14 protein-coding genes are annotated in these 17052 nt (G+C 39.4%); 3 read left to right on the forward strand and 11 right to left on the reverse strand.

Annotated features, from left to right (window positions below):
- Nucleotides 1-35 precede the first annotated feature (35 nt).
- The gene (gene parE, locus AB3K24_RS06060; protein ID WP_367974333.1) at nt 36-2108 is read right to left on the reverse strand and encodes a DNA topoisomerase IV subunit B; all 2073 of its coding nucleotides are present in this window, start codon (nt 2106-2108) and stop codon (nt 36-38) included.
- A gap of 203 nt (nt 2109-2311) precedes the next feature.
- Between parE and plsY the strand changes: the two genes are divergently transcribed.
- On the forward strand, nt 2312-2929 hold the full coding sequence (gene plsY / locus AB3K24_RS06065; RefSeq protein ID WP_367974335.1) for a glycerol-3-phosphate 1-O-acyltransferase PlsY: 618 nt from the start codon (nt 2312-2314) through the stop codon (nt 2927-2929).
- A gap of 31 nt (nt 2930-2960) precedes the next feature.
- Here the strand turns inward: plsY and dtd are convergent, their stop codons facing one another.
- Together dtd and AB3K24_RS06075 are read right to left on the reverse strand one after the other, a co-directional pair.
- Complete coding sequence (gene dtd, locus AB3K24_RS06070) at nt 2961-3407, reverse strand: D-aminoacyl-tRNA deacylase (protein WP_367974337.1); 447 nt, start codon at nt 3405-3407, stop codon at nt 2961-2963.
- Nucleotides 3408-3508: 101 nt separating this feature from the next.
- The gene (locus tag AB3K24_RS06075) at nt 3509-5746 is read right to left on the reverse strand and encodes a RelA/SpoT family protein (protein ID WP_367974339.1); all 2238 of its coding nucleotides are present in this window, start codon (nt 5744-5746) and stop codon (nt 3509-3511) included.
- A 236-nt stretch (nt 5747-5982) separates the two neighbouring features.
- On the opposite strand from AB3K24_RS06075, the gene AB3K24_RS06080 reads away from it, so the two are divergent.
- Nucleotides 5983-7227, forward strand: a complete 1245-nt coding sequence (locus tag AB3K24_RS06080) for an MFS transporter (protein ID WP_367974340.1) — start codon at nt 5983-5985, stop codon at nt 7225-7227.
- 78 nt (nt 7228-7305) lie between these two features.
- Here AB3K24_RS06080 and AB3K24_RS06085 read toward each other — a convergent pair whose 3' ends face one another.
- The 6 genes from AB3K24_RS06085 to AB3K24_RS06110 are packed head-to-tail and all read right to left on the reverse strand — an operon-like array spanning nt 7306 to nt 13110.
- Nucleotides 7306-7599 (reverse strand): DUF7671 family protein, encoded by a 294-nt coding sequence (locus AB3K24_RS06085; RefSeq protein ID WP_367974342.1) that lies wholly within the window; start codon nt 7597-7599, stop codon nt 7306-7308.
- Complete coding sequence (locus AB3K24_RS06090; protein ID WP_367974344.1) at nt 7592-10105, reverse strand: carbamoyl phosphate synthase preATP-grasp domain-containing protein; 2514 nt, start codon at nt 10103-10105, stop codon at nt 7592-7594. The genes AB3K24_RS06085 and AB3K24_RS06090 overlap by 8 nt, the downstream gene beginning before the upstream one ends.
- On the reverse strand, nt 10083-11165 hold the full coding sequence (locus AB3K24_RS06095) for a carbamoyl phosphate synthase small subunit (RefSeq protein WP_367975587.1): 1083 nt from the start codon (nt 11163-11165) through the stop codon (nt 10083-10085). Before AB3K24_RS06095 ends, AB3K24_RS06090 begins: the two co-directional genes overlap by 23 nt.
- Nucleotides 11166-11224: 59 nt before the next feature.
- The gene (gene pyrR / locus AB3K24_RS06100; protein ID WP_367974346.1) at nt 11225-11752 is read right to left on the reverse strand and encodes a bifunctional pyr operon transcriptional regulator/uracil phosphoribosyltransferase PyrR; all 528 of its coding nucleotides are present in this window, start codon (nt 11750-11752) and stop codon (nt 11225-11227) included.
- A 52-nt stretch (nt 11753-11804) separates the two neighbouring features.
- On the reverse strand, nt 11805-12731 hold the full coding sequence (locus tag AB3K24_RS06105; RefSeq protein ID WP_367974348.1) for an RluA family pseudouridine synthase: 927 nt from the start codon (nt 12729-12731) through the stop codon (nt 11805-11807).
- Nucleotides 12709-13110, reverse strand: coding sequence for an EbsA family protein (locus AB3K24_RS06110; RefSeq protein ID WP_367974350.1), 402 nt, complete (start codon nt 13108-13110; stop codon nt 12709-12711). The genes AB3K24_RS06105 and AB3K24_RS06110 overlap by 23 nt, the downstream gene beginning before the upstream one ends.
- A gap of 205 nt (nt 13111-13315) precedes the next feature.
- Here AB3K24_RS06110 and AB3K24_RS06115 point away from each other — a divergent pair, with 205 nt between their 5' ends.
- Complete coding sequence (locus tag AB3K24_RS06115; RefSeq protein ID WP_367975589.1) at nt 13316-13708, forward strand: ribonuclease HI family protein; 393 nt, start codon at nt 13316-13318, stop codon at nt 13706-13708.
- 33 nt (nt 13709-13741) lie between these two features.
- Here the strand turns inward: AB3K24_RS06115 and AB3K24_RS06120 are convergent, their stop codons facing one another.
- Nucleotides 13742-15007, reverse strand: a complete 1266-nt coding sequence (locus tag AB3K24_RS06120; RefSeq protein WP_367974351.1) for a glycoside hydrolase family 32 protein — start codon at nt 15005-15007, stop codon at nt 13742-13744.
- 17 nt (nt 15008-15024) lie between these two features.
- Nucleotides 15025-16968 (reverse strand): sucrose-specific PTS transporter subunit IIBC, encoded by a 1944-nt coding sequence (locus AB3K24_RS06125; RefSeq protein WP_367974353.1) that lies wholly within the window; start codon nt 16966-16968, stop codon nt 15025-15027.
- Between the last annotated feature and the right edge of the window lie 84 nt (nt 16969-17052).

Below are 17052 nucleotides of genomic sequence, written 5' to 3' on the forward strand. Positions count from 1 at the left end.
ACGGTATTTCAACGTCTAGTCACACTGCGAACTGATTATTCATCGCCATTCTGCCACGTTGTAATCACTGGTCCACTTGTTTTTGTGTCACTTTTTACAACTGAATCTGTTTTTTCATGGTTACGTACTTTTTCGAAAACATCGCTTGCACTACTATCATAACCGTCAACTGTGTCCAATATTGAACCTGCTTCATCTAACGTGAAATGAACATTTGCTTCAATCCACTCACGACGGGGTTCAACTTTATCTCCCATTAATGTTGTCACACGCTTTTCAGCAAGCACAGCATCATCAATTTTCACACGAATTAACGTACGTGATTCAGGATCCATTGTTGTTTCCCACAATAACGGTGCATTCATTTCACCTAACCCTTTAAAACGGGTTAATTCATAGCGGGCATCGTTTTGATTTGTAATAGCTTCTAGTTCGTCATTTGTCCAAGCAAACTTATCATCAAACTTCTTAGAGGCATATTTAACCCGATACAATGGTGGTAAGGCAATATACACCCGACCTGCTTCAATTAGTGGTCGCATATATTTATAAAAGAAAGTTAAAAGCAATGTTTGTATGTGCGCCCCATCATCATCAGCATCAGTCATAATAATGACCTTACTAAATGCTGTATCAGCCACTTTAAAATCCGCTCCAACACCACCACCTATAGCATAAATCAACGTTGAAATTTCTTCGTTTTTCAAAATATCTGCAAGCTTTGCCTTTTCTGTGTTTAAAACTTTACCACGTAAAGGCAATATTGCTTGGAACTTGCGATCACGCCCCTGCTTTGCTGAGCCACCGGCAGAATCACCCTCCACCAAAAACAACTCATTATGCTCAGCATTTTTTGACTGTGCTGGCGCTAATTTGCCTGAGAGTAGACGATCTTTTTGACCTTTTGTCTTGCCGACACGACTTTCATCACGCGCTTTACGTGCGGCTTCACGTGCCTCGCGTGCCCGAATTGCTTTTCGAATAAGATTTTGACCAAAATCACCATTTTCCATTAAGAAGCGACCTAATGTCTCACTCACAACAGTGTCAACAACGCCACGTGCTTCTGGTGTGCCTAACTTTCCTTTTGTCTGCCCTTCAAATTGCAAGAATTGTTCTGGTACTCGCAATGAAATAACAGCTGCCAAGCCCTCACGAACATCCGTGCCTTCAAGATTTCGATCTTTTTCTTTTAACAAATTAACTTTTCGAGCATATTCGTTAAACGCTTTAGTCCATGCTGTACGGAAGCCAACCTCATGTGTGCCACCGTCTTGCGTACGCACATTGTTAACAAATGATAACAATGTCTCTGAATAGCCGTCATTATATTGCGCAGCTACCTCAACAGCAATGCCATCTTGTTGGCCCTCAAACGTCATAATTGACCCAATGGTCTCTTTTTCATCATTCAAAAAACCAACAAAAGCCTCTAGACCTTTGTCATAATGATACGTTTCAACTCTTTTTGGCTTCACACGTTCATCAGTCAAGCTAAATTTCACACCCGACATTAAAAAGGCTGATTCACGTAAGCTTTCAGACAATGTATCATATTTATAAACCGTTGCACTAAAAATAGTTGGATCTGGTTTGAATGTTACTTTTGTACCAGTAGATTCCTTAGTCACGCCTAAATCACGTAAAGTACCAACCGGTTGGCCACCATTAACGAAGTCTTCTTGCCATTTATGACCATCGCGAACGATTGTCACTTGTAAGCTTTCAGACAAAGCGTTAACTACTGAAGAGCCAACACCGTGTAAGCCGCCAGAGGTGGCATAACCACCCTGGCCAAATTTACCACCAGCATGCAACACTGTCAAGATTACTTCAGGTGTTGGTTTACCAGACTCGTGCATCCCTACGGGCATACCACGACCAAAATCTTGCACCGTGATGGCATTGTTTGCGTGGATGGTTACCCGAATATCATCGCCATAACCACCTAATGCTTCATCAACTGCATTATCAACAATTTCATAAACGAGGTGATGCAAACCACGGCCATCTGTCGAGCCAATGTACATTCCTGGACGCTTACGAACAGCCTCAAGTCCTTCTAAAATTTTTATTGAATCTGAATCATAATGGTTTTTTTCTGCCATGAATACTCATATCTTTCTTAATTTCAAAAACATAGACAACGACACAATCGTTCATCATCATGCGTCAATCTATATTATCATAGATGAAAAAACACATTCTGACAAGTATAAATATTTTAATTTGATTAAGTTACCCCCTCTACTATCTATTTTTATGCTAAAATAAACTTTGTGTTAACGCATCATTATGAGGAGTTCAAAACATGTTTCCAACAATATTAATGTTCGTTTTTTCTTATTTACTCGGCTCTTTAATGCCTGGATTTTGGATTGGTAAATTATTTTATCATAAAGATATCCGAGATGAAGGGTCTGGTAATGTCGGTACAACCAACTCGTTTCGTGTTCTCGGCACCACAGCTGGCATTGTCACGTTACTACTTGATTTATTAAAAGGTACTGCAGCCGGCCTGTTACCACTATTATTCAACAGCAACATTAATCCAATGTTAGTTGGTGTTGCCGCCATTATTGGGCACACATTTTCAATCTGGATCAAATTTAAGGGTGGTAAAGCCGTTGCGACGTCAGCTGGTATCCTGTTAGCTTATAATCCCTATTTCTTCACTTTAGCGATCGCTGTATTTATTTTGGTACTACTGTTAACATCAATGGTTTCGATGAGCGCTATGGTTAGCTTCAGTTTCGCAGTTGTTGCTTCGCTGTTTTATCACGACCCCATATTAACCATAGTCACTATGATATTGACTATCTTTGTTTTTTATCGACACCGCACAAATATTTCTCGCATTAAAAACGGCACAGAAAGTACAGTCCCTTTTGGTTTATATCATCATGTCCGTAAAAATCGTTACAAATAAAAATGGTATTTGCTCACGCAAATCCATTTTTTTATTTGTGTGCTGTATCAAACAATATTGTAACTGGCCCATCATTCACCAAAGCGACCTGCATATTAGCACCAAACTCACCTGTTATGACCGATAAGCCAGTTGCACGTAGTGCGTCATTAAAGTGATCATACATAAGCGATGCCACTGCGGGTGACCCAGCATCCGTAAAACTGGGTCGATTACCTTTTTTGGTATTAGCAAACAACGTGAACTGCGAGATAGACAAAACGGCGCCACTTATGTCTTGTATACTTAAATTCATACGCGCGTTATCATCTTCAAAAACACGTAGTTGACTAATTTTTCGAACAAGATAATCAATTTCTAATTGGCTATCGTCATCTGCTATGCCAACAAATAAGACATAGCCACGACCAATTTCACCAATCTTACTGTCATCAATAGCCACACTTGCTAGTTTAACGCGTTGTAATACAATTCTCATTTTTTAATTTCCTTACATCGGAGCTTATGACATTAACTCAAACTCTGTCATCGCCAGAACATCTCAAATAACTGCTTTTAAAATATCAGACAATCACAAAGTCAATGGAACGCCCGCTCGACATCATAAACCGCAGGTAATGTGTTTAACGCATCCATAATATTGCTGAGTTGTATACTATTTTTGACACCAAGCGACAATGAAACCTGCGCCATGCCATTTTTAGTCACATGTCCGTTAACTGAATTAACAAACTTTGTGCGACCATTGACAGCGCGTAAAACATCATTGAGTAAGCCATTACGATTTTCACCGTGAACTGTCAAATCAGCGTCATAATTAGGTTTTAAACCTTCTTCATTTTCCCATTGTACCTCAACCAAACGTTGTCCCTGCGTTTCGGCAGCACGAATATTTGGACAACCAACGCGGTGAACAGAAATACCACGTCCTTTTGTAATATAGCCTATGACTTGATCCCCAGGAACTGGTGTACAACAACGTCCCAATCGAATTAAAAGATTATCAACACCAGCAATCACTATATCATCTGCTGTACCTTTTTGACGTTGCGTTAATGCTGTTTCACTACGCTTAATTTCATGTCCTTCTTCAAGTAACTCGCGCTGTAACTCAGCTGTTTCCGCTTCTTGTTTTGCTTCACGGATGCCCTCAGTCAATTTATTTGCCACACCAGGACCCGCAACATCCCCGTAGCCAACCGCTGCAAACATATCATCATACGAATGATAATGTAGCGCCTCAGCTGTCTTTACTATGTTCTCTGTCGATAAAAGATCTGCTGGATTAAAGCCAGTATCACGCAAGTTACGGGTTACCAATTCTCGACCAGCTTCAATATTATCATCACGGTCTAATTGCTTAAAATATTGTTTGATTTTATTACGTGCACGACGTGTAGAAACTAAATCTAACCAGTCTCGACTCGGTTTTGCAGTTGCACTTGTTATAATTTCAATAATGTCGCCAGTTTTAATTTTATAATCAAGCGGTACAATGCGGCCATTAATTTTCGCACCTGTGGTCTTAATGCCCACATTCGTATGAATTGAAAAAGCCATATCAAGCGGTCCAGCACCCTTAGACAACTCAAAAACATCACCCCGAGGTGTAAACGCATATACACGGTCACTAAATAAATCACCTTGGACACCATCCATGAAATCTTCCGCATTTTTCGCATCTTCTTGCAACTCTAAGATACCTTGGATTACGTTCAGTGCTTGTTGACTATGATCGTTAATTTTAGCTTCTTTATTGGCACCTTTATTTTGCTTATAAGCCCAATGCGCCGCCACACCAAATTCAGCCACTTCATGCATGGTATGTGTTCTAATTTGTACCTCTAGTGGTCGGCCACCAGGGCCAATCACTGTGGTATGTAAGCTTTGATAACCATTGGCTTTTGGTAAAGCGATATAATCTTTAAAACGCCCTGGTAATGGCATCCATTTTGAATGAATTGCACCAAGTACGGCATAAGTATCTGGTATTGTATCAGTCAATACACGTACAGCTGATAAATCATAAATTTCTTCAAAAGCCTTATGCTTGTCTGTCATTTTTCGGTAAATTGAATAAATATGTTTTGGCCGACCATAAACATCAACATGCTGTAATTCAAGATCTTGGATTGCTGACTCAATTTCAGCAACAGCCTCTTGTACATACCGGATACGTTCTTCACGTTTCATATTCATTCGTGAGGCAATACTATGATAATTTTCCTGATTCAAATAACTCAAAGATAAATCTTCAAGTTCCCACTTAATCGTACTAATGCCTAATCGATCAGCTAACGGTGCATAAATATCTAGTGTCTCACTCGCAATGCGACGTTGCTTATCTTCACGTAGTGCACCGAGTGTTCGCATATTATGCAACCGGTCAGCCAGCTTAACAATAATCACGCGAATATCTTTGGACATAGCTAATAGTAGTTTACGATGATTTTCTGCAAGCTGCTCTTGAGAATTCTTATACTGAATTTTACTAATTTTTGTCACACCGTCAATAATTTGACTGATTATCGGCCCAAATTTTGTTTCAACATCTATCAAAGTTGCTGGTGTGTCCTCAACAACATCGTGTAAATAGCCAGAAATCACAGTCGCTGTGTCCATCTTTAATTCAGCTAAAATACCAGCTACTTGAATGGGATGAATAATATAAGGCTCGCCAGATTTACGTAATTGCGCCTTATGTAAATCAGACGCCCATTCGTAAGCTGCCTTAACCTTTGCTGTATCTGCGTCAGACATGTACTGGCCGACTAAGGTGAGTACTTCTTCACCTGTATATTTTTTTGTTTTTGCCATATTTTCAAGCATACTACTCATACACTAACCGTCGTGTAAAAAGAAGTATATTTCCCTTCATATATTCCGGAAGACACGTCACTATTTAAAAAACCGCAATGTGCCTTGTTGCGCTTTTATGCGTAATTTAATTATAATAAAATTTTAATATATTCACAAGGCTATTCTTAGAGCGTGCATATTTTTATAAATAGGCATAGACTAGTAATATCATTTTTTAAAGAAGGGACATACCTATGTCTGAAAATTATAAGAACACATTAACTCAAAAGGAGCCATTGTGGCAACAAAATGTTTTTGTCCTTTGGTTCGGCGTGTTTATGACTGGTGTTGCACTAAGTGAAGTCATGCCGTTTTTGTCACTTTACATTGACACACTGGGCTCTTTTAGCAAAAATCAATTAAGTTTTTATTCAGGTGCTGTCTTTGCCATCTCATTTCTCGTGACGGCAATTGTGTCACCATTCTGGGGTAAACTTGCTGACAGAAAAGGCCGCAAATTAATGCTCTTACGTGCCGCACTTGGCATGTCAATTGTGCTATTTTTAATGGGTAATGTGACAAATGTTTGGCAACTACTTATTTTACGTGCATTACAAGGTGCCATGGGCGGTTTTATATCAAATGCTAATGCCCTTGTCGCTACACAAACCCCGAAACAACATGCTGGTAAAGCACTTGGTATCTTGGTAACGGGCATGACTGCAGGTAATTTGATTGGTCCGCTATTCGGAGGTATTCTGGCTACTTTTTTTAGTTATCGCATGTCATTTCATATTACTGGTGTTATCTTGTTTTTAGTGTTTTTACTGACATTATTTTTAGTCAAAGAAACACCTCATATCATTGCACCTAAAATTACCAATACTTCGACCAAAGATCTCTGGGCCCGCGTACCAAATAAGCAATTAATTGTTGGTTTGTTTGTAACAACCATGTTAGTTCAAACAGTCAATACGTCAATTAATCCTATTATTAGTTTATTTGTTCGTGAGCTGATGCATAATGCTTCAAACACAACCTTTATCGCAGGCATGGTTGCTGCCATGCCTGGCATTGCGACAGTTATAGCAGCACCAACATTTGGTCGCATTGGCGATCATTTAGGCACTGATCGGATGATTAAAATTGGCTTTATGATCGCTGTTATTGCCTTTCTGCCAACAGCATTTGTAACCAGTATCGGCTTGCTCATGTTTTTTCGTTTTTTGGTTGGTATTAGTGATGCCACAATGTTACCAGCAATTCAAACTTTATTAGCCAAAAACTCCCCCACTGAAATGACAAGTCGCATGTTTAGCTACAACCAAAGTTTCCAATCATTAGGATCTGTCATGGGACCAATGTCTGGTGCATTAGTGGCTAGTATTTTTGATTATCGCGGCATATTTGTATTCAGTACCATCATTATTGTCATCAATGCGATATTATTTAACTTAACAACACGTCATTTAGACCATAATTCAGCCGGCGTGAATTAAAAAGAAACACAAATAAACGTGTATACAGAAAGTTACATCGGGTTTTCTGTATACACGTTTATTATGACCAAAAAATTTTCATAACCACGTTTTTAGTAAGGCAAGATCAACTTGTTCATTAGTCCAACGCTGTAAAGCTGAATAATTATGTCGTTGACTAAAAGATAATTTTTCAATATGCAGTACAGCTACAGCCTGTCCTTTTTCCGTCAAAAATATCTGCCCTATTTGCTTAAATTGGCCCTTGGTATGCTTCCCTGTTCGCCAGACATTAGGCTGCACATCAGCTTTCGGTTGATATCGACCTGACGCATTTTGCTCAGCCATCACCCCTGTAAACAAGTGCGTATCATATTTTTTACTATCACCCATAATAGTTCACCCCGACACCCATTTCAAATCTTGTGCCATCAATTACTTCACTGGGTTGGAGATGTAACCGATAATTGACATCAGCCGCGACCATACTTAATGGCTGTCTATTTGGCCTCTGATTAACGGTTGCCAATATCTCACTATCTTGCGGTGTTAATTCATGCAATGCTGCTCTTATTGTTAACCGAATCCATTGTATCTGCATCACCTTCGTCATATAAGCAATTTGACCAAATGGCATTGGTCGCAACCAAGAATCACGACTGCTATCAGATAAATCAATATTATTTGTCCATTTTACCGTGTTTTGATACCAAATAATTTGATAAACACCTGGATTATCTAGTTTTTTTTGAGATATTTCAGGTGATAAATGCGCAATTTGAGGAATGACACGCACCTCGCCTGCCATATGTTGTGTAATATTAATAGGATACATATTTTGACCATCGTAAAATATATTTAATGCAAATTCTGATTGATTTTCATTAGGGCCACTTGGTGTATGCTTTTCTTTTGGCAAAATAATAACATGTTGCCCCAAATCTCGTAAAGCTGTAATTAATTTGCGTCGATTACCTGGAATCACAATTAACTTTGGTTTTTCTAGCTCGACTACACGCATCACATCAGAAATTTCAAGTGGTTCAAGATACTGTTTATCAGCTAAATGTGGCAACAAAGTCGCATCACTTGGATTATTATTCATAATAATAGTTGGATATTGTAATCGACGTAGCTCAGACATTGTAATTGTCGTGGCATACCCTCCTGACGCTGCGTCTCCCATTCGGAAAGCACCAGAACCGATAACCAACACTGAATTTTGATTAGTTTGTACAGATTCATTTTCTGCTTCATATGTCGCATAATACTGGCGCGCATTTTCAGGAAACTCACCGGCAGAAGGCTCGACTGCCTTATAAGTGACATCAATATGGTTTTCTTTTGCTAATGTCCGAATAATGTTAAAGTCGGTATGCCAAAAGCGCGCAATCAAACCATCTGACAAACCATATTTTTTACCACGTCGCAAAGATACAATGCTATCTATATCCGCTTCAACCGCTTCTTCCAACTTATGCAAGTGTTTCAACTGATAAAAATAAAATTCATCAATCGCCGTTAACTCTGCTAATTCATCAATTTCATACCCTCGTTTAATGGCCTCAATCAGTAGCAACACGCGATTATCTTGTGGATGAATAAGCTGCTGAATTAATTCATCATCATTAATATGTGCCATATTCGTTGGCGAAAAACTGGCGTTATTGAAATGCGCTGATCGAATCGCTTTTTCTAAAGCTTCAATAAATGTACGACCAAAACCAAGCGTTGTCCCAATAGATTTTTGCACACTATTCAGATTTCGCTTAACATGCACGCCCGCTTGCGCTAATTCACCAAAGGGAAACACAGGCAACTTTACCACCACATGATCCATCATAGGTTCCATCACAGCTGTATTTGTACCAAAGTTATGCGGCAAAATAATATCTTCTAACGCAACACCTAGTGCCAAATTAATAGTCACAAGCATTGTTGGATAACCTGTCGCCAATGACATCCGTGTAGCCATTTGATCTATATAAGGTGACACTTTGATAATATAAATTTTATTGGTATCATCATCAACAGCAAACTGCACATGCATAACACCTTGGAGTTGCAACATATCTGCTACTCTAAAGGCATAATCGCGCATTTTACTAATCAACTGGTCCTGAATTGTTAAAATTGGCGAAACACTCAGCGAATCCGCTGTATGAATACCAATAGGATCCATATCTTCACTCGCGCCAATTTGCATTTTATTGCCACGAAAATCTCGTAGTACCTCTAGACTAACTTCCTTTAATCCGTTAATTGCGCGAGAAATAATCACTTCTTGTGTGACAGATTGTAATTTTGCAAGATTAATAGCATCTTCAAAGTCATCTAAACGATCTACTACATGACGTGTGTTGGTTTGATTAGGATGTAATGCTCGGACCATCAACGGTAATTGTAACTCACGTAACAACTCATTAGCCTCATCTTGGGCCTTCAGGACATAGTTATTAATAACTGGTAGCCCATTTTCTGCCATATATGCCGTCAAAGCTGGAATATTATTCACCTTGAGTAGCATCTCGATACTCAGACCCAATGTGTTCGGTACTGGGCCATTCCCATGTCCCCAACTTTGGACAACTTCAGCCCATAAACGCAATGATGCTTCGCCACCAAACAAAGGTGCAACCGTATCAATATTATTTTCTTGCACGATTTTTTTGACATTTTCACCTGTTAGCGGTTGCCAAAAAGCCGTCGCTGCCAAACTTTCTAGCGACAGCGCGTAGGGATTTTCATCAATTACAAAGACTTCAATACCATGTCCTCGCAATTCAGGCATCACTTGATATATTGCCGCATCATGCTCTGATTCACGACCAAAATCATTGGCACCAGCGCCGATAAACAATATTTTTTTAATTTTATTATTGGTTGTAATGTTCGACATAATCTTCTACCGTTTCAAAGAAATCTGCAAATACAGTCGTTGCTTCCAGTGGACCTGGTGCAGCATCTGGGAAAAATTGGACACTAAAAGCTGGAAATTCACGATGCCTCAACCCTTGAACCGCACCGTCGACGAGATCTCGATATGTCACAAACAATTTTTTGCGATTAATGGATGCCGCATCTACTGCATAACCTTGACCCTGCATCGCATAAAATATTTGGCGTGAAATAATTTCTTGAATTGGGTGATTCATCCCATGATGTTCTGAGGGTAATGGCATGAGCTCCGCCCCATTGGCCAATGCGAATAATTCATGACCTAAACCGATGCCTAACATAGGCGCTTTGGATTGTAAAACACGAATCAAGGTCAAAACACTATCTGGCAACGCCCTAGGATCACCTGGTCCAGTTGACAGAATAATACCATCAGGGTCCAATGTCAAAACTTCTTCCACACTAACTGTGTAGGGTAAGACTGATACATTGGCGTCGTAATCACCCAACATACGCAAAATACCATGCTTTAATCCAAAATCAATCACAACAATATGCCGGCCACGCCCTGGGTTAGCATAAGGTTTTGGCGCCGCAGTATTTTGCACCTGTTTATTTGTCAAAACCGTTGCAACCAACTGATCAATTGCATGCTCATCTGCGTAGTCGACGATGCTTGCTTTTTGTGGCCCAGTTTCCCGTAGATGCCTCACCAATTGACGTGTATCAACTTGATATAATCCAGGAATATTGTGTTGCTTTAAAAAACGGTCTAAATTCATACGCCGTTGTCGATTCACAGATACTTCAGCTAAATCATGAACAATCATGCCACTAATAGTTGGCTTAACGGACTCATAGGCTTCAGCATGAATGCCCGCTGCCCCAACAACAGGCATCGCAAAAACAATCATTTGCCCATCGTATATTGGGTCAGTGATGATTTCTTGATAGCCTGTCATGGCTGTATGAAAAATAATTTCTCCAAAAGTGGTAGCCGGTGCCCCAAAGCCAAGACCTTGAAATATCGTGCCATCCTCGAGAATCAAATGACGTTGCATCATATATTTACTCTTATAGCTTCACATCATCAGTTAACTCTGTGTCGCTATAGCTCCTCTTAATGTACGATTTCGACGGCATCGCGCCCATCAATTTCTTGGACTAATACTTTAATTTTCTCATTTTGCGCCGTTGGAATATTTTTACCAACAAAATCTGCACGTATCGGTAATTCACGATGCCCACGATCCACCAAAACAGCCAGAGAAATACTATTTGGCCGTCCGATGTGAATCAACGCATCTAATGCAGCACGTATTGTACGCCCAGTAAACAAAACATCATCAATTAAAACAATGTTTTTATCAGCGATATTCGTTTTCTCTTCATCATTCAAACCTAAACTATCTTCGCGATTTAATACATCATCACGAAAATTAGTAATATCAATGGCCATGACTGGGATTTTGACACCTTCAAGTTGTTCTAAGCGACTTGCAATTCGATGTGCTAAAAATTCTCCGCGTGTTTTAATACCAACAAGGATTAAATCTTGACCACCTTTGTTACGTTCAATAATTTCATATGTAATACGTGTCAAGGCGCGTTGTAATGAGGCATTGTCAAGTACTTCTTTATTTGCCATAGTGCTGCTTAGGTATGTTGACTAGACAACATACTTCTCCTTTCAAAATAGGTTAATTATCGTTTTGAATAATTGGTGTTAGCGTCGCCAAAGCTGCTTCAAAATAAGCAGGTAGGTCACTGTTAAACACCAGCTCTTTACCAGTCGTTGGTTGTGTTAGTGATAATGTTTTGGCATGCAACATTTGGCCTTTAAGTGTCACCCCAGGTAAACTTTTCGCTGAGCCATAAACCGGATCACCTATCACTGGATGGCCAATATAAGTCATATGCACACGAATTTGATGTGTCCTGCCTGTTTCTAAACTTACTTTTAGCAATGTATAACCGACATATCGCGAAAGTACTTCAAAATGTGTTATCGCTTCACGCCCACCTTCTTGCACAGCTTGTTTTTTGCGATCAACTTTATGGCGACTAATCGGCGCATTAATGGTGCCGGAATTTTCAACAAATTCGCCACGTACCAACGCATAATAAATGCGATCATTTTTATGCGCTTTAAGTTGTGCAGAAAGCGCTTGATGCGCTTGATCATTTTTGGCTACCATCAATAACCCACTCGTATCGCGATCAATACGGTGAACAATACCTGGTCTGAATTCACCATTAATTGTTGACAGTGGTGCATGGAACAGCAAGGCATTAACAAGTGTCCCTGAACTGTGTCCTGCTGCTGGATGAACAACCATGCCTTGCGGTTTATTAACAATTAAAATATCGTCATCTTCATAAACAATGTCAAGTGGTATATCTTCTGCAACGATTTCAGTTGTCGCTATTTCAGGTGGTACAATGTTGATTGTATCACCTGTCGTGACTTTATAGGCTCTTTTCACCTGAACGCCATTTACTAGAATGTGCCCTGTTTGTAACCAGTCTGCTAGTGTTGTACGCGAATATGGTAAATTTTCTTTTGCTAAAATTGCATCAATGCGACCTGTTTGGTCCACAATGTTAATTGTTGTTGTTTTCGTCATGAGTCGTCATATATTCCTTAATTTGCTTGGTAATGTTTTGGCTTAACCAGTATTTACGTGACCGACCAGCCCGCGTAAACGATAAGACGCGGCCATTTAATTGCCAGTTGTTCATCGTTGTGAGAGAAATTTTTTCATAGTCTGATACAAAAATGCGGCCCAAAAATAATTGTGCCCCAGCGACATAAACACGTCGCCTTAAAATAATTGTGATGCCAAGTACTAACATGATTAAAAGATAAGTGATTGGTATTATTTCTAATTTAAACGCCGTTTCACTCCAAAAAATTATACCGGCCATGAGTAGTATACCCCACCAAAGCCAGCCTATTTGTCCTGTTGTATCTAATGGTTGAAAGAATCCTCTTTTAGGTATCATGTTTTTGCCTCAGTTTCACTACGTTAAAATACGGCTGATTCAATGACTGATTGTTTGTCTATTAAATCATGCCTCTATCTATTTTACCATGGATTTTGATTGTAATTTAATAACTTTTTTGCATAAACACGGTATAATTTACGCAAGAGAGCAACTCACGAATTTGAACACTGGCTTTAAATACTATGAAATTAAGGTAAACATGATGATCACAATTTACGTTGATGCAGCACGTGATATAAAAACTGGGCAGAGTGCCGCTGGCGCCGTCATTGTTATCAACAAACAGCAACGACAACTCAAAAGTTTGTTACCAGACACTAAAGATAACCAAGAGGCCGAGTTTCGTGCATTAATTTGGGTACTAAAAATGTGCGCCACATCAACTGATATGATACAACTGTACAGTGATTCACAACTATTGATTGACGCCATCAATAAAAATTACGCAAAACACTATCAAATTTATGTTGATGAAATCAGTGCACTACTCGAATCACATGCACTTTTATTAAGCCAATGGCTACCTGAAAAAGAAAATCTAGGTGCCCATAAACTGGCATTACAAGCATTGAAACAAAAAACAACTACCAAATAGAATTTCCATTCTATTTAATAGTTGTTTTATTATTCAAAACCATCGTGCAGTCATCACACTCAAACCATCATCAGTATAAACTTCTATCACATCAACATCTACGATTAGCAGCAAATTATTTAAATCACCTGATAGTTGACGGGTCTCAACTTGACCTGATTCCCATTGCTGTCGTTCAAATGTTAATGTCCTATTGTGTCGTTTCAGAGTTGCATGATGACTAAATTTTATTAGCCAATCATCTGTTGTCGGTATACGGTACTGACCAACACCCACTTGATCAAACGCTGTCAAAACAGTTGTATCCATAATTTCAGCAATTGGTTTTTGAACCAATTGTTGCTTGTCATTCACATGTAGCTCACGCGGTAAGCTGAGAACATGTACCCATTGCTTGGTCTGAATGGTGGGCGTAGCCGCCTCACGTTCAGGTGTCATCATACCTGCCCATCCCCACATAATACGACGGCCATTTGGTGCAACCATAGTTTGAGGTGCATAAAATTCAAACCCATGATCAACTTCTTTAAAATCAGTTGTTACATTAAAACGTGCATTTTTTTCATCAAAATGACCGATAACATAACCTGTATTATGAATATTTTCATAGCGCTTATTCACTGGATCCGGCGTTAAACCTTGCGGTGAAAACATTAAAATTTGTTTGCCATCAACTTCAATAAAACTTGGACATTCTAACATGTAACCACGCACATCTAAGAGTTGCTTCTCAATTAATGAGCCACGGTATACCCATTTTTTGAAATCATTTGATTCGTAGACAATAATGTCACCAACTTGATCATTATGTTGCGCACCTAGTATCAAAAAATAGTGCCCATTTTTTCCCTGCCAGACCATAGGATCACGCACGTCTTTTGTAAAGCCATTTGGATGCGGAAACAATTCTCCAAGCTTTTCAAAATGAATACCATCGTCACTAACCGCCCACATCTGTGATGATTTAACGCTATGACCCGAAGTATCCCGTACATTCCCTGTATAAAAAACGTATAATCGCTTATCGTGCACAAAAGCTGCCCCTGAATAGATACCTGCACTATCCAAGTTTTCAAGCGATGGCTTCAATGCTGTTTCAACACGTTGCCAATTTTTTAAATCATCGGAAATGAAATGCCCCCACTCCTTGTACGTATGATTACAGGCATGTGGGTTCCATTGATAAAACACATGATACTTTCCCTTAAAGAATACTAAACCATTGGGATCATTTAGCAATCCCTTGGTTGGATATAAATGAAATTTTTCAAAACTCACTTGATCGTTTGTAACTAACATTAATCGCCCCTTTATACTTAAATCGTGTTATTGCTTTGTGTTACATGTGGTACAGCCGTCATAATGACATCATTAGACTGTACTGTGTCACCATAAGCTGTGTCTAAAGCAACATTTGAAAAATCAGTCGTATTAGTCACAATAACCATTGTTGTCACTGGATAACCAGCTTTTGCAATAACCTGTTTATCAAAAGTTCCCAGTAAGTCCCCTCTACGAACTTGTTGTCCTTGTGTGACTTGACTCGTAAATCCTTTGCCATCCAGGTTCACGGTGTCAATACCAATATGAATAAGGACCTCAACACCATCAGTTGATTTCAAACCATAAGCATGTTTTGTTGCATAAGCGACCGTAATTTCACCATCAACTGGTGCAAATATTTTATCATCTTCTGGTTCAATTGCAACACCTTTCCCCATCATACCACTTGAGAAAACCGCATCTTTGACAGTCGCAATATCAACAAGTTCACCGGCAATTGGGGCATTAATTTCAAAACCATCAACCTGATCTGGATGCACATTTGTTACTGTTGCCGTATTTAATTCAGGCATGTGTGAACGCCCATAAATCAATGTCACGATGAACGATAGTCCAAAGCTAACAATAATTGCTAAGAAGAAACCAATCCATTTGTTTGTTGGGATTGCAATGAAACCGATAACGCCGGCAGGTCCCAATGATGAAGACATCACATGAAACAATCCCATAACCAAACTCGCCACACCTGATGAACCTAATGCAATAAAGAATGGAAAACGATACTTTAAGTTAACACCGAATAAAGCAGGTTCAGTAATACCTAACATAGCAGAAGCGCCTGCTGACGATGATAAAGCCCGTAATTTCGTGTTACCTTTAGCTAAGAAGTATATCGCAAATGTTGCGGCACCTTGCGCAACGTTTGCTGCTGTAGCGATTGGGAAAATAAAGTCACCACCTGTTTTAGCAATATTTGCCAGCAATTGTGTTTCAATAGCTGGGAAACTTTGATGTAATCCAGTAATAACAATTGCTGAATAAAATGAACCAAACACGCCATAACCGACGAAGCCAAATGTTGTTACCAACCAAACTAAGCCATCTGTAATACCATTTGACACCACACGTAATACCGGACCAACAACAATAAATGTGACGAATCCAGTAATCAAAAGTGCCAACATGGGCGTAAATGTGAAATCAATTGCGCCTTTTAAATGCTTATGGAAAAACTTTTCAAGTGTTGCCAATATAAACGCAACACCAATGATTGGCAATACTTGCCCTTGATACCCCGCTTGTGCAACTGATAGACCAAACAAGTCCCATGATGGCATCTTGCCAGTAGCAACTGCTTCAGCAACGCCATAGCCGTTAATCAAGCTTGGCATAACAAGCATCATACCAGCTGCGGCACCAAGAATTTCATTCCCACCAAATCGACGCGTTGCTGTGATACCAATTAAAATTGGTAAGAATGCAAATGGTGCCGATGCCATGAGATTGACCATTTCTGCTAATCCCTGAATATTGGGATACATCTCTACTAACGATTTAGTGCCAAAGGGCTGCGTTAAAATATTGTTTAACGCCATCAGCAGACCACCAGCAACTAAGGCCGGAATCAAGGGTACAAAGATATCTGATAACACTTTAATCAAATCCATTAATGGATTTTTCTTACCAGATTTTGCAGCAATCTCTTTTAAATCATCCGTTGATGCTTGTTTGACATCACTTAATTTGACAAATTCATCGTAGACACCGTTAACATCTCCAGGGCCAACAATAATTTGATATTGCCCACCAGCATTAAATGTTCCCTTAAGATCTGGATCATCATCTAATGCTGCTTGATCAATTTTTTTGACGTCCTTAACGACCAAACGTAATCGCGTGGCACAGTGAGCTGCAGCAACAATATTATCTTTTCCCACCGCATTCATAACGCGGCGCGCAACTTCATTATACTTCATAGTCTTTCCCTGCTCTCTATAAAAAATGAGTATATTCCGTTTGACAACCAATCAACGGAACCGGTTCTTTATTACACTTTTATT

Origin of the sequence: Leuconostoc aquikimchii (assembly GCF_040838325.1) — a bacterium.
Lineage (GTDB): Bacteria > Bacillota > Bacilli > Lactobacillales > Lactobacillaceae > Leuconostoc > Leuconostoc aquikimchii.

Coding starts and splice junctions, on each gene's coding strand:
- AB3K24_RS06125 (WP_367974353.1), bottom strand. CDS start 16,968: ATGAAGTATAATGAAGTTGCGCGCCGCGTTATGAATGCGGTGGGAAAA.
- AB3K24_RS06085 (WP_367974342.1), bottom strand. CDS start 7,599: ATGGGTGATAGTAAAAAATATGATACGCACTTGTTTACAGGGGTGATG.
- AB3K24_RS06090 (WP_367974344.1), bottom strand. CDS start 10,105: ATGTCGAACATTACAACCAATAATAAAATTAAAAAAATATTGTTTATC.
- plsY (WP_367974335.1), top strand. CDS start 2,312: ATGTTTCCAACAATATTAATGTTCGTTTTTTCTTATTTACTCGGCTCT.
- AB3K24_RS06075 (WP_367974339.1), bottom strand. CDS start 5,746: ATGGCAAAAACAAAAAAATATACAGGTGAAGAAGTACTCACCTTAGTC.
- AB3K24_RS06110 (WP_367974350.1), bottom strand. CDS start 13,110: ATGATACCTAAAAGAGGATTCTTTCAACCATTAGATACAACAGGACAA.
- AB3K24_RS06120 (WP_367974351.1), bottom strand. CDS start 15,007: ATGTTAGTTACAAACGATCAAGTGAGTTTTGAAAAATTTCATTTATAT.
- AB3K24_RS06115 (WP_367975589.1), top strand. CDS start 13,316: ATGATCACAATTTACGTTGATGCAGCACGTGATATAAAAACTGGGCAG.
- AB3K24_RS06080 (WP_367974340.1), top strand. CDS start 5,983: ATGTCTGAAAATTATAAGAACACATTAACTCAAAAGGAGCCATTGTGG.
- parE (WP_367974333.1), bottom strand. CDS start 2,108: ATGGCAGAAAAAAACCATTATGATTCAGATTCAATAAAAATTTTAGAA.
- AB3K24_RS06095 (WP_367975587.1), bottom strand. CDS start 11,165: ATGCAACGTCATTTGATTCTCGAGGATGGCACGATATTTCAAGGTCTT.
- dtd (WP_367974337.1), bottom strand. CDS start 3,407: ATGAGAATTGTATTACAACGCGTTAAACTAGCAAGTGTGGCTATTGAT.
- pyrR (WP_367974346.1), bottom strand. CDS start 11,752: ATGGCAAATAAAGAAGTACTTGACAATGCCTCATTACAACGCGCCTTG.
- AB3K24_RS06105 (WP_367974348.1), bottom strand. CDS start 12,731: ATGACGAAAACAACAACAATTAACATTGTGGACCAAACAGGTCGCATT.